Source organism: Niastella populi, assembly GCF_002078015.1.
Lineage (GTDB): Bacteria > Bacteroidota > Bacteroidia > Chitinophagales > Chitinophagaceae > Niastella > Niastella populi.
The window spans coordinates 139,420-153,991 of sequence record NZ_LWBP01000067.1; the positions used below are offsets into that span (position 1 = coordinate 139,420).

General features: G+C 44.9%; 9 protein-coding genes. 6 read left to right on the forward strand and 3 right to left on the reverse strand.

Annotation, left to right across the window (positions count from 1 at the left end; all coding sequences use genetic code 11):
* Nucleotides 1–97 precede the first annotated feature (97 nt).
* From A4R26_RS08020 to A4R26_RS08030, 3 genes are all read left to right on the forward strand, one after another.
* Nucleotides 98–817: a DUF3307 domain-containing protein gene (locus tag A4R26_RS08020; protein ID WP_133054588.1), complete on the forward strand. Its 720-nt coding sequence runs from the start codon at nt 98–100 to the stop codon at nt 815–817.
* Nucleotides 818–921: 104 nt separating this feature from the next.
* Nucleotides 922–1,419: a DUF4251 domain-containing protein gene (locus A4R26_RS08025; protein WP_081163273.1), complete on the forward strand. Its 498-nt coding sequence runs from the start codon at nt 922–924 to the stop codon at nt 1,417–1,419.
* 447 nt (nt 1,420–1,866) lie between these two features.
* Nucleotides 1,867–2,997, forward strand: a complete 1,131-nt coding sequence (locus A4R26_RS08030) for a PAS domain-containing sensor histidine kinase (RefSeq protein WP_081163274.1) — start codon at nt 1,867–1,869, stop codon at nt 2,995–2,997.
* A gap of 323 nt (nt 2,998–3,320) precedes the next feature.
* On the opposite strand, the gene A4R26_RS08035 is transcribed toward A4R26_RS08030, so the two are convergent.
* The 3 genes from A4R26_RS08035 to A4R26_RS08045 form a co-directional block, all read right to left on the reverse strand.
* Nucleotides 3,321–8,807 (reverse strand): AAA domain-containing protein, encoded by a 5,487-nt coding sequence (locus A4R26_RS08035; protein ID WP_081163275.1) that lies wholly within the window; start codon nt 8,805–8,807, stop codon nt 3,321–3,323.
* Nucleotides 8,808–8,845: 38 nt separating this feature from the next.
* A complete protein-coding gene (locus A4R26_RS08040; protein WP_081163276.1) occupies nt 8,846–10,096 on the reverse strand; it encodes a M48 family metalloprotease in 1,251 nt (416 codons plus the stop codon).
* Nucleotides 10,097–10,475: 379 nt separating this feature from the next.
* Nucleotides 10,476–10,868 (reverse strand): response regulator, encoded by a 393-nt coding sequence (locus A4R26_RS08045; protein WP_081163277.1) that lies wholly within the window; start codon nt 10,866–10,868, stop codon nt 10,476–10,478.
* A gap of 440 nt (nt 10,869–11,308) precedes the next feature.
* On the opposite strand from A4R26_RS08045, the gene A4R26_RS08050 reads away from it, so the two are divergent.
* From A4R26_RS08050 to A4R26_RS08060, 3 genes are all read left to right on the forward strand, one after another.
* A complete protein-coding gene (locus tag A4R26_RS08050; protein WP_081163278.1) occupies nt 11,309–13,156 on the forward strand; it encodes a sensor histidine kinase in 1,848 nt (615 codons plus the stop codon).
* A gap of 114 nt (nt 13,157–13,270) precedes the next feature.
* Complete coding sequence (locus A4R26_RS08055) at nt 13,271–13,900, forward strand: response regulator (protein WP_081163279.1); 630 nt, start codon at nt 13,271–13,273, stop codon at nt 13,898–13,900.
* 232 nt (nt 13,901–14,132) lie between these two features.
* Complete coding sequence (locus A4R26_RS08060; protein WP_081163280.1) at nt 14,133–14,522, forward strand: response regulator; 390 nt, start codon at nt 14,133–14,135, stop codon at nt 14,520–14,522.
* The last annotated feature ends 50 nt before the right edge of the window (nt 14,523–14,572 follow it).

A 14,572-nucleotide genomic window follows, 5' to 3' on the forward strand; every position in this document is an offset into this window, starting at 1 on the left:
GTAACCATATTTTTAAATCTGATCGCCATTTGCAGGATAAACTGAACGATCGGGAACCAGCGTTCAGCCTTTGGCATTCGGCATTAAGCATTCTAAAATGGTAACCTTATTTCAATGGATATTCGCTCACCTCGTTGGCGACTTTTTATTACAATCGCGCGCTATGGTACGCCACAAGCAACGATTGAAAGCACGGTCATGGATGCTGTACCTGCACTGCGCCATACATGGCATCCTGGTTTATCTTTTTGCTCCCGGCTGGAATTTATGGATCGTTCCCCTGCTGGTAATGCTTACCCACTTTGTTATCGATCTGTGGAAACTGAATCAGTCAGATAAAGTGGTTTATTTTATCATTGACCAGGTGGCACATTTGATCATCCTGTTTGTATTATGGAGCCTGTTCATTGCACCTGCCGGCTGGATCCCCAAAAGCTGGGGATCGGTAATGCAAAGCCAGTCGGCCTGGGCCATAGCAGCCGGTTACCTGATGGTCACCTTTCCATTATCACTATTGCTGGCCAGCGCCACACAACGCTGGCGGCGCGAGGCCGAAGAACAAACCATGCGTTCCTCTGTAAGCCTGAATGAAGCCGGCAAATGGATCGGCATATTTGAACGCGTACTCGTATTCACCTTTGTTATCAGCAGCCATTTTGAAGGCATTGGCTTTTTGATCGCCGCCAAATCGATCCTGCGGTTCAACGATATCAAAGGCACTGAAGCGCGGAAAGAGGCCGAATATATCCTCATTGGCACCCTGATGAGCTTTTCGCTCTCGATCCTGATCGGACTGATCGTTAGAAGTTTTATATAAAACCCTGTTTTCCTGGCAGTTTTGCAGCCTGTTGCCCCGCTGCTTTTAACAAACAATTTGTAGCCCCCTGCCGTTTTGTATATAGAACAAAAACAGGGAGTTATATGAAAAATAATATTATAAAATTCAGCCGCTGGTTCGGGCTTGCTGTAATCGCATTTGCGCTGCTGCCCGCAGCTTTGCAGGCGCAGCATAAAAAAGATAAAAAAGCGCAAATACAACGCATTGTAGAGGCTCAGAATTATGTTTTCAAAGCGCAAACGGCATTGCCGCAGTCGGGCAGCACGAGGCAACTGACCTCCGATTTCGATCTGCAGATCTCCAGGGATACCATCGTCAGCGACCTGCCCTATTTCGGCCGGGCGTTCACGGCACCGCTTAATCCTGCTGAAGGACCGCTTCGTTTTACCTCAACCGATTTTCAATACGCTGTAACGAACCGAAAAAAGGGCGGCTGGGATGTTGTTATTACCCCTAAAGATGTACATGATCCGCGTCAGCTTAACCTGAGCATCTTTGACAATGGCTCCGCATCTGTTAGTGTTACCAGTTATAACCGGCAGCCGATCTCATTCAATGGTTACGTTACGACCAGGAAATAAAACCTTCAGGGCGGTCGGTTCGCCAGTTGGCGAACCGACCGCCTTTTTTCAATAAGAGTTTGCACCTAAAAAAAAATGTACTGTAAACAAAATGAATTGCAAAAGATAAACGTTTGAGCAATACGCAGCGCAATTACAACTGTTTTGAATTACCGGGTTAATTTACTTTAGGTCAATGACGCACATTGCGACAAAAACGTACACACAAACCCTTACCCGTTACCCCATACTTACCCTCACTAATAACGCTTCGTTTACCCCTAACAGAACTTCCCTATAAAAAAGATAACAGATATCCTTACTTGTTAGTTGATCCGGGACAACTTATTGCCAGAAACATACCCCTAGGTGATAATAATCATATTATAGATGAAATTTCTGCGTTTACTTTACATGTACACTCTTACCTGATCCTGTAAGCAATTCAATTAAAATCTCAACATCCCTATGCGCCAAACTAACCGTTTAACCCAGCACTTCTATGGCCCTGAAGTACCTGACACTGCCGTTCAACTCCGTGAGGCTGCAACTCAAACCGGTGTCACTAGTAATAAGCCCTTACCCACTTATAAGGATTTTCTCCTCGATCATATCAGTGATGCGGTGATCTTTACCGACATGGATCTGCGTATCATTTACATCAACAAAAGAGCCGAACAGGTATATGGCATCAAAGCAAAAAACGCAACCGGCAACCTGTTCCGTGATATTATACAATACGATTACATGGATGATTCGCGCGAGCAGGCATTGCAGATCCTGCAACAAACAGGTAAATGGCAGGGCAAGGTTGTATATACCAGGAAAGACAAACAGGTATTTCAGCTTCTGGCTACCGTTACCTTTGCCCGCGATGAAAAAAAGCAACCCGTTGGCTTAATAGCCACGCTTAAAGATATTACCGCCGAAGAACTGATCAATGAATCTGCACGTAAAACCAAACTCGAGCAGCAGAAAGAGATCAACCGTATAATGTTAAAGACCCAGGAAAATGAACGGAACGAACTGGGCCGCGAACTGCACGACAATATCAACCAGATCTTGGCCGCGGTAAAACTGCAACTCGAATACGGGCTTGAAAATTATGACGAAGAAAAAAGCACAATTGAAAGATGCAAGAATAATATTGAACAGGTGATCAAAGAGATCCGCAACCTTTCGCACCGGCTGGTGTTACCCAGGTTTGCAGAAACCACCCTGATGGCCGAGATTCAAAAAACAATCGATAACATTGTGCAGCAGCAACCCGTTTACCTCGATCTGCATGGCCTGAACGAGCAATTGCTGCCCGACAACATCAAAGAAACCATCTACCGCATTATTCAGGAACAGCTCACCAACATTATCAGGCATGCAAGGGCGCGCAAAGCCAACATTAAACTCCACAATACAGCCAGGGCGGTTTTTCTTTCTATAGAAGATGATGGCATAGGCTTCAACACTGCCCTGTCGCGCAAGGGCGTGGGCATTACCAATATCCTGAACCGGGTTGAAACATACAATGGCAAAGCCCATATCTTTTCTTCCCCCGGCAAAGGCTGCCGTTTGGAAGTAACGATACCGCTGAAAAATGCTTAAGGCTTAATGCCTGCCCGCGAAATCCGGGCTTAACTTCTGAGGCATCCCGCGAGGCTTCAACAGGCAGGGCTCTCCTGAAAGCCAGGGGTACGTTGACCGTTCAGCATTCAGTGGTCTGCCTTCAGCTTCAGCGTTGAGCATTGACCGTTCTACCTTCAGCCTTCAGCCTTTAGCGTTGAGCATTGAGCCTTCAGCCTTCAGCGTTGAGCATTGAGCGTTCAGCCTTCAGCCTTTAGCGTTGAGCATTGAGCGTTCAGCCTTCAGCGTTGAGCATTGAGCGTTCAGCCTTCAGCCTTCAGCCTTTAGCCTTCAGCCTTCAGCCTTTAAAGCCAGGTGGGCTTATATCCTTTATTAGCTTTTTCTTTGATCAGTTTATCTTTTTCAAGCTGGGCCGTAGTTTCCTTCGCAAAGGTTTTTACATGCACCTGCCCTTTTGTTCCTACCCTGCCATACCGAACGATCAGTTTACAGCCATCGAGGGCAGCTTCCCAGAACCGGCCCGATTCACCTTCGTTATTGATAAGCCGGTGGAATGTTAAATGATCGTACGGCGTAGCCGCTGCAGGCGCTTCCGGTTTAGCAATACCGGTAACTGGTTCAACCAGATCAGTGGCAGCCATTACCGGTTCGGCAGCCGCTTCCCCTTCTGGTACTTTTTCTTCTTCTTCCTGGCCGGTTTCCTGGTGCAGGCGTTTTATTATTTGCTCCAGTACCCTGTCGGGCTGGCTTAACCAGTCTTTTGCAAATACGTTGATGGTACGCCAGTTGAATGTTTGCAGAATGGCCGGGCGCTGATAATACTGCTCCAGCAGGTTCTCGTTCCTGTAATGCCGGTCATCATCGAGCAAAATACTCAGGCTATAGGTTGTATCGGTTTGTTTTGCTTTTACCGCCAGCGAACATTTAAAGTCAGACTGACCTACCTGCTCGGCCACTTCATACCCTTTCTTTTCCAGCTGCTCTTTTATCTGCTGCAGAATGATGCTATCGGCCTTTGATTTCGATCTTTCTTTTTTATGCAGCACCAGGCTGTCAAGAATGGTACGGGCCGATCTCATATCGCCACAGCTTACCAGCTCAGCGTACTGTAAAAAGCGTTTAAAATAGTTGGCGCCTTCGTTATACTCATTGGTGATATGGTGGTGCCGTATGCTGCTTACAACCGCCATATGCTTTTTGGCGCGGCTGAATATTACGTTCAACCGTTTTTCACCACCTTTTTTATTGATGGGACCAAAATTCATGATCATCTTTTTGCGCGAGTCGAAGCCGTAACATACGCTCATGATGATAATGTCGCGCTCATCACCCTGTACATTCTCGAGGTTCTTGACAAATAAACCGGTGAACTGATCTTCTTCCGTACGGCTCCAGGCATCTTCAAGCGCCTGTTCAAAAGCCTTGTCTTTTGACGCCAGTTTTGTCAATGCATTTTCAATGGCTTCCTGCTGCTCCTGGCTAAAGGCAACGATGCCTATACTTTCTTTTATCTTCCGTTGCAGTAATGTTTTTACGAGGAAGGCGATATAATCCGCTTCATCGGTATTGATACGTTTTTCGTAAACACTGTTGGGCAGAAAATGGAAACTGATACTGCGGTCGAACAGGGCATCGGCGTGTGTGGCCGCATCCTGTGCACTGGCAACCTCTATCGATTTCTTTTCTGTGTGATGAATGGTCTTATCGGGGATGGTAAGCAGGTTCGCTTCATAAAAAGCGTGGTTGCTGAAACTGATCAGCGTTTCGAAGCGGCTGCGGTAATGCCAGCCCAGCATTACATTGTTCAGTTTGCGGGCGCCCTGTACCAACAGGCTGTCGGCATCATTGCTCAGCAGCTCATCATCGTCACCGTTACTATATACTTCAAGGTCATCGGGATCTTCTGTGCGAACGGTAAAGAAATTGGTTGGCGGCATTTGTTTATCATCGCCCACAATGATGGTTTGTTTGGCGCGGTACAAGGCCGGTATGCCCTCTTCCAGCGTGATCTGGCTGGCTTCATCGAAGATCACCACATCAAAGAAGCCGATATCGACCGGCAAGCTGTCACTCACACTCAGCGGGCTCATGAGCCATACCGATTTCAGGTCTTTCAGCACCAGGCCGCTTTCCTTGGCCGACAGCTCCCGGATGCTTTTGAACCGAATGCTTTTATTGAATTCATTCTCCAGGATCTTCCGGCCTTCGGTATAATTCTTTTTGAACTCGCGTTGTTCGGGCGATAACTGGCTGCTGGCGATATTGCTTAACTCTACGTTATTGAGGAAGCGCTGGCGCACCGCCGCCCTGATAAAGTCGGCATTTACTTTCAGCAATTGTTTGTAACAATGCTGAATTTGCCTTACCGCTTTTTCAATAGCCTGCATATCGGTATTGGCAAAGCTTTTATTCTGCTGGTAAATATGCGACAGGGTTTTGCTGGCCATACCTGCTTCAGCCTGTAAAGGCGTAACCGGCACCTTTCTTAACACCTCTTTTACCGGTTCTGGCAACTCGGAATATTCGCGTAAAGCCGGTAACAGGTCGCGCAGGCTTTCAGCATTCATGCTGATGCTTTCCAGCTCGTCGTAAATATCGCTTACCGGTTTGGTATCATACTCATTCAAACACTGCTGTAACTGGGCCTGCAGCTTTTGCATGTTCTGGTTCAACTTGCTCAGCTTCGTTACCAGTTCATTTGCTTCGGCATGATGCAGTAAATAATCGATCTCCTTATCGCCCTTCCGCGCCCTGATGCGCTCGATGCTTAAATGAGTGAGGTCGACATTATCGACTTTATACTGTTGTTGCAGGTAGTGCCTTTCCATAGCCACCATATTGGCGGCGTCATATTCTTCTTTCAATTGTTGCAAAACGGTGCCATAACCGGGATGTACGGCGTGCTGCGAGAAATCGTAGCTTTCATCGATCTTGTTCTTCAACCGGTTCCATTTGCTGTTCAGGAATTTAAAGAACGACTGCTCGTATTTGGCAGCCAGCGGAATGGCAGCCAGCATATCCTGTTCGCTCAGCCTGCTCTTCCAGTTCTTATTGCGCTCTTTTATTTGCTCATATAACTGTTGCTGCTGTTTGTATAAATGAACCCCCTTATCGAATTTTCTGGCGGCTTCGTTGCCTTCATCTACCAGCGACAGGTTATCTGATTCGGCCAATGGGTTCAATACAATGGCTACCTGAACCAGGTTTTTGATCTGCTCTAACCGGTTGGTATGTTCGGGCGGAATATTGTTATCCCGTACTACAGAAGTTATATCGGTAAGCAAATTGCGGCTGTGCAACAGGAGGTTCTCCAGTACCGTTTGCGGATTCTCATTGCTGAAGATATGCTCGTTGATCTTACTGAAGGGGTGTTCGGCAAAAGTAGGTTCGGCGCCTGTTTCTTCCAGCGCATTGCTTAACTGCTGAATAACATTACCGAACTCAAGCCATTCTTTATAATGCGGTAATGCATCCGCATCCTTTACCGAGCGGGTTACCAGGTGCTCTTTCAATTCCACTACCCTTTCGAGTAACTTTCTGAATTCGATACCGGCCTGTTCGGGTACAGCGGTATGGGTGGCATGAAATTGTTTCAACAGTTCCAACTGGTCATTGGTTTGTTTCAACAATGCCTCGCGGCTCAACTGGATCCTTTCGAGATCCATTTTATTTTTGGTAAAATCTTCATAGGTCTCCTTCAGGTTCCTGATGAATTCTTTTTTATCACCCAGGCTGTCGTGAATATAACAGCACAATTCATCGAGCCCCTGTTGTTTCAGGCGATGATATACAACATCGAGCGCCGCGCGTTTTTCACAAACGAACAGGATGCTGTGGCCCCGGGCCGCAAAATCGGCAATAAGGTTGGTGATCGTCTGGCTTTTGCCCGTTCCCGGCGGCCCCTGAATAATATAACTTTCTTTATCGCGGCTTTTAAGGATGGCCCTTGTTTGCGTTGGGTCGGCCGTGATCACGTGATACCAGTCATCGGTATTGTTCAGCTCCTGCGGAGTTGCGGCGGTTGGTTTTGGCTTGCTGCTGAACAACTGTTCAAACACTTCATTGGGCACCTGGTTGTCAATTACAAAATTGTAATCACGCACCAGGCTCATCTTTTTATAGTTGAAATTGCCCAATACAATATTACACATATCAAAATCCCAGCTGTACGGATTGCCTTCGCTTTCAGAAAGCTCAAACAACGGTTTTCTTCTATCGGCGTTGCTTTCCGTTAACCGGGAAGGCATAATATGCGCATCTTCGTGTCCCAGCGTTTCGAGGAACCCGGTCCTGGGTTCTACCTTTTGCCTGAATATTTCAAGTCCCAGCGGTTTATATTGTTCCTGCTGATAACTATAACCCACATCTTTATAGCTATCAAGTTGTTTGCCGGTGCGCTGCAGGCGTTTTTTGAAATTGGTGACGGTTTGTTTGGCCACGTTATGCACCAGCCTGATGCGAGGCTTTTGAATATAGTTAAGCACGATCCCCTGGTTGGCGGCATCTATCTGGCTTTTCAGCAATTGATAGAACTGCTCGGGGGTCATTTCATCGAGATCAACGAAATCGGGCAGTTCGATACCATATAATTCTTTCAGATAACTGGCCAGCACCGGGTTTACTTCGGCCACGTTATCGGTAATCTTCAATATGAAATGGTCTTCCTTTAATTTTTTGTTCTTCTTAAGTTCAGCCGGCACCAGCAACAACGGGCTTTGGATCCTTTCATCAGGATCTTCTTTCAGGTTATGCCAGTTAAGATATACAATTACCAGTTTCAACTGGCTGAAACCATATTCCTGAATATCGCGTTGCGCTTCGATGCGTATTTTATCGAGCGAGGACGGCAGGTACAAATGATCTTCGAACCGCAGGTATTTGTTCAGCACAATTTCCTTCATACCTATCACCCGTTCAGAAATATCCTTATTCCAGGTAAACAACAACTCGGGCCTGATGCTTTGATAATGCAGCACCATAGGCACGCTGCTTACCGTTAAATTCACAAACCGCATATTCGGTTTGTAATACAATAAGCGGTTGCGCCTGCTGGTATCGAACAACCGGTTACGCAGTTTATTTAAGATAAGCTGGTTTCGGTTCGTCAGTGATTTATTAATCCAGCCGGCTATGTTACTGAGATCGGTTTGTTTTTCGGGATCGTAATCGCGGTAATGCTGCAGGCGGTTCACGATATCGTACAGATCCTGCACCCGCTTTTGCCGGCTCAGCTCGGTCATTTCAGCGATCAGTGAGCTGATGGTAGGATGTATGCGGTGATTGTATAAGATCGGGTTGCCGCGGTATTTTGCAAATAACGCAAGGTCTTTCTCTTCATTTAAATTCAGGCCCAGCGCCATACTGCCTAATACGCAGCCAAGACAAAATATATCGGTGAGCTCATCGTGGTGCCCGAGGTTCATTTCAAAACAACGGTAACCGGGAATATAGGCCGGCGAGGTAAGCGTTTCATTGCCATTCAGGTGAATTTGTATATTCTCTACTGAAACGGCGCTGTCATCTATATCTATTTCGGATTTTGCACTACCTGTGAGATCAAAATGCCGGGCTTTATGCCGTTCGAACAGGGCCACTACTTTGCCAATGGCATTCATTGGCTTATGCGCTGCCCGTTCATCCACATCGAGCCGGTTTTCGGTTATGAACAATGCATTTTCATTTTCAAACGGGGCAACGAGCCCGGCTTCATGAAAGCCGATCACCTCTTTGCACAAAGGCAGCACAAATGCAATTACATCATCTGTGGCATAATCTCCGTTATCGAATGCTGTTTTCAAAAATTGCCTGAAGGATTGAACCTGTATTGACATAATCAATAGATTGAGATCAGTATAGTAATAATGCGATATTAATTGCCGGTCGGTACGGCTGTAGTAAGTTTTTCATCTCCCTCGTAAATCTGCTCCTTCTCCCCTTCTTTTATTTTATACCAGGCAGACATTGTTTTTTGCTTGTGTTGCTGAAGCTTTTTGTCGCTCAGTTGCAGTTCCTTTTTCACGATAGCATCAAAAACATCTTTCAACTGAATGGCTTCGGAAAACTGGAAAGCCCAGCCAAAGGGTATTTGTTCCAGTTCGCCATCGACCAGTGCAAAATCGAGCATAATATACCCGAGATAATCTTTTATGCTGGTATGCGCTTCGCCGATCGTTTGGGTAAACGCTTCATCGGGCATTACCGAATCATCATAGGAGAAATTAACAAAATATTGTTTGGCAAGGCTGGTCACCAGCGTACTGCGAAACCAGTTTGGTTTCAACAACAACTGCATGAACTTCCGGGTGAGTTGCAACAGTTCCTCCTGTTTGAACACATCGAGCTGATCGAGGTCGGTCATTCCTTCTATCATCCTGATGATCTCAGGTTCTGCCGCTTCCTTTTTTTCGTGCCAAAGCTGAATGGCCCTTGCCCTGATAAAGTTTTCAGGGTGCGAAATGGTGGTGGCTTTTACGCCGCTGGCGGTTGAAAATATTTCATCAGCCTGTTTGGTATAACTTTCCGCACTAACCTTATCCAACCCCGTTGCTATCTTGACCAGTGAAGTAATTACCGGTTTCGTATCTCCCACAACGGTATAGGCGCCGCGATCGCAAAATATTTCGGTATATAACCTGTACAAACGTGCGGTTTCAGAATAGGCGGCGTCACTGTTATAATTACCCGCAATTGCCATAATGATGCGCTCGGCAATCTCCAGTTCGCCCTGCAGCGAGCTATACAGTTTTATATGTGTAAGTTCATGCGCCAGTATGGCCTGCAGTTCATCTTCATCGAGCAGTTGGGTAATGCGGCCGCTGAAAACAATATGCGCTTCATTGTTAAGAAAAACGATGCTTGCGTTTATTTCATCGGTGTACTGTGCCTGGTAAACAGTAACGGGTAATTGCTCCAGTCCCAGTTTTTCCTTTGCTTTATTGACTTTTTCATATATACCGGCATCCGCCTGCTCATCGAACTTGTAAGTATTTTTTAACAATTCCGTTTTGTATTGAGCGAGCTGTTCCTCTTTTGTTTTTACTGCAGCAAAATAATTCCAGGTTTTCTCCTGCCGAACAAAATGATCCCGAACTTTCAGGTGATATGGAAGCGCTTGTAACATATATTGATATATATAGTATAAAAGAATAAATATTTTGGGAATAAAACCGTCTTTTACGGCAAGGATATCAGAAAGGGAGATACAACAGCAATATTCTTACATTCCTACAGATGAACTTGTACTAATTTCAAATACTATGCCTTTTTTACGAAACGTGCTGTAATATGATTTATTTGCACAGTCCGATAAATTATGATTTCTTTTGGAAAAACGACAACCTGTTTGAATTAACCATGACTCAAACAGGTATAAACGTAATAGAAGGTTGTTGGAAGTAAAAGTTTAATGAGGCCGGATCCATTTCCCGGCTGAAGTCAAAAAGATGTGAATAATTATCCGGTTGGTAAAAACCCGGTATGCGTATGACCGAAATATTTTATCAGTATCCACTGCCGGCAGGCAGCTGCATATCCTGCAAAACTTTTTGCAGTTCTGTTATGGAACTTAATTTCGAAACAAATGCGTGCGCACCTGCTTCAATGGCACGTTCTTCTTCTTTTTTATTATTGGTAATTGAAAAAGCGATGATCTTTATATCGGGCCATTTTTCTTTTAGGGCCGCAATGGTTTCATAACCGTCCATCACCGGCATGTTCAGGTCGGTAATACATATATCAGGTACATTGCCGGCCGACAATTGTTTTAAAAGATCCTTTCCGTTTACCGCTCTCAGCATTACATCGTAACCCCACAATGTAATGATCTCATAAATGCTGTTCCTGATAACTGATGAATCATCAACCAATGCTACCTTGATGCCATAATTGTTCATAATAAATAAATTTGAGTTGCTTCTTTGTCGCTGAGCGGATCGGGATCCGGTCAATGGCAACAAGGAATAAAAAGTACGAATTACAATAAGGTTGACGTTTTTACGGGTTTAACCAGATAATTTTGAAGGTGAGGTTATTGTCGGCTAAATGGTAAGAAACTTTCTGCTACAAAGGTAACTTAGTTCACAAGCCATCAAAAGAAAGCAGGTATCATAAACTAACGAACCAATGTTATCACTTTCGAAAAATACAGGTTTCTATTTATCAATGCGAGTAATGTCATTGCGACACTTTTTTAATAATTAAAAAAGCGCCAATAGTTACCCACAATTATACATTAAGTTATTGCTAATTAAAAAATATGAGGTAATCTTGCGATGAATCGTTTTCCTATGAAAAGTGTACCTGAATTTGAGTGTATTTGCATTCCGTTATTCGCATGGAAAACGAGATCCCGACCAAATCAACCATCGAGCTGCTTATACAGCATATCAATGAAGCTGCCGTATTCACCAATACCAGCTTCCTGATCGTTGCCTGCAATATTGCAGCGACTAACCTGTTCGGTTTCAGACTGAAAGATACCTCAGGCCTGAACATTTCCACACTGTCAATCAACGCCTCTTCTTCAAATAGCCAGTTCGCTTCCATTACAAACGGCGATTTTACCCAGGGAGTTATAGACTTTATAAACAATGACAAACAAAAGTTAGCATTGCAAATTACCAGGCATGCCATTGCGCCTGATACATCTGCCGGCGGTTATCTGTTTATTTACAAACCACTTGATATAGATCATGTAAATAAGGGAACCGGCACTGCAAAAAGTTTCAGCTCCCTAAATAATACAGCAGCATTCACATCAGGTAACGGAAATTATTTCCGGCTCCACGACCAGCACGGTGATGCCATGCTTATTTTCGACAATGAACTTACCTGCCTCGATGCCAATGCCGGCGCCTGCCGGTTAACAGGGTATAACAAAAAGGAATTGCTCACTATGTCCCTTGCCGATCTGATACATATAGATGAGGTACAACAACCAATGCCGGCAACCGCCCGGTTGAAGACGGGCGACAGCCTCATTTGGGAAAGAAAGATGCGCGCGAAGGATGGTGCTGCCTGGTACGCGGCATTCACCCTGCAACCGATGCCCGACGGCCGTATAATTTCATTTGTAAACGACATTACCAGGCAAAAAAGAACCGAACTGGCATTACAGCAAAGTGAAGAAAGACACCGGTTGCTTTTTCAGCAAAGTCCATTACCGATGTTTATAGTGGACCTTGAAACTTTTCATTTTCTCGATGTAAATGAAGCGGCGCTGATCTCATACGGCTATTCAAAAAAAGAGTTCCTTGCCTTACGCGCCCTCGATATCCGCCCGGCCGAAGAATTTGAAAAATTCTATTCCAAAGCACCTACTATAAGTTCAGGCTTTGTAAGCATGGGTTTATTCAGGCATATGAAAAAAGACGGTACCGTTATAGATGTGGAAGTGTATTCGCACGATTTCCTTTACAATGAAAAGAAAGCCCGGCTGGTATTGGCCATCGATATTACCGATAAACTGGAAGCCACGAGGGAATTTCGCAAACATACGGCGCAACTGCGCGACCTGTCGGACCACCTTTTGAATATAAGAGAAACAGAACGTACCAATATTGCGCGGGAAATTCATGATGAACTGGGCCAGCAGTTGACCATATTAAAAATGGATGTTTCGTGGCTGCATCAGAAACTGCAAAAGTACGATGACGTTCTCCTGCTGCAAAAATCGGGCGATACGCTGAAGATGCTGAACGAAACCATTAAAACGGTACGCCGTATTGCAACGGAATTGCGCCCCAGTATGCTCGACGATCTGGGCCTTATTGAAGCTATTGAGTGGCAAAGCAAGGAGTTTGAAAAAAGATCGGGCATAAAGATCACCTTCGAGCACACGATCGCGCATCTACCTGTATCCAATGCCATAGCCACTTCTTTGTTCAGGATCTACCAGGAGGCGCTGACCAATATTGCGCGGCACGCCAATGCTAAAAATGTTTTTAGCAAACTGCAACTCGATAATAACGAGGTAATTCTAACAATACTCGACGATGGGATCGGTTTTGATCTGAATGCGCTTGGCAAAAAACAAACCCTTGGCCTGCTGGGCATGAAGGAACGCACCCTGATGATCGGCGGCCGGTTCAATATAAACAGCCAACCCGGCGAAGGCACAACCATAGTGGTAACTACCGCGGTTCAACCCGAAGAGCCGCCAAAATTGCAACCCGATCAATAAATGAACAGATAATCCGTTTATGATAACAGTAACCTATTAATCAACGAAATTTTAATTTTTAACCGCCCGCTAAAAAAACCAGGGGCATAAAAAGATTGAGAAATAACCCCAACCATGAAAGTGCTCGTTGCCGATGATCATGCCATAGTTCGCAAGGGATTAAAACAGATCTTATTGGATGAATATCCGTTTGGCGAAATTGAAGAATGCGCCAGTGCGGAAGAATTGGTGCAGAAAGCCAATGATGGCAAATGGGATGTAATCATCAGTGATATTTCAATGCCCGGCCGTAGCGGGCTGGAAGCATTACACCAGATCAGGATCACGCACCCCCGCCTGCCGGTACTTATTTTAAGCATGCATCCTGAAGAGCAATATGCTATTCGCGCATTGAAAGCCGGTGCAAGCGGTTACTGCAGTAAAGACCTGGCGCATGAAGAACTGGTGAATGCGGTAAGAAGGGTGTTAACCGGCAAGAAATATATCACTCCCTCACTGGCTGAAACCCTGGCCACACAACTTGAAGATGAAAGCCAGCCTGAACCATATAAACGTCTTTCCGACAGGGAATTTGATGTATTCAGGTTACTTGCCAGGGGTAAATCGGTTTCGGAAATAGCAGATACCCTATCATTGAGCACTACCACCATCAGTACTTACCGGGCGCGAATACTGGCTAAAATGAGCTTTAAAACAAATGCCGACCTCATAAGGTATGCGCTGGAAAAAAAGCTCATCGAATAAAACTACCGGTTGTTAGTGTTGCAATGGAATGATAATCAAAATAGATAAAAAATAAAACAGACGCTTATTGAAATAAATGTTTACCTAACACGCTTACAATAAGTTCCATCGTTGCGGTCGTTGTCGACTTTATACTACAAGGCATCCTGATTAACGATTACAAAATAAACATATATACCACTATTTATTAGAAGTATGCTAATATGTTAAATTTGATAGAAAGTTGCTGGCTATGCCTGGAAGTAAATTAACTGTGCTGGTAGTTGACGATTCAGTCATGTTCAGACAACGGGTTATTTGCTTACTTAACGATCGTAACCTTAATCCTGTTTTACAAGCCTGCAATTACGAGGAAGCCGTTAACTGGCTTCTGCAAACAGAAGTACATTTAGCATTACTCGATATCAGTATGCCCGGCAAAAATGGTATCGAGTTATTGAAACTGATCCGATGCAGGTATCCCGGTACCAAAGTATGGATGATCAGTAATCACGCCGATGAATATTATAAACAGCTTTGCCTGTCGACCGGCGCCGATTACTTTTTTGATAAATCTCTTGATTTTGAAGAAATCGAAAACAGGACGAGTATGATATGTAACGAAATACAAAATCAGAACTAATCAAAAACCCTTCATTGGTTACAAGGTGAAAACTTAAACCCGTCGCCCGT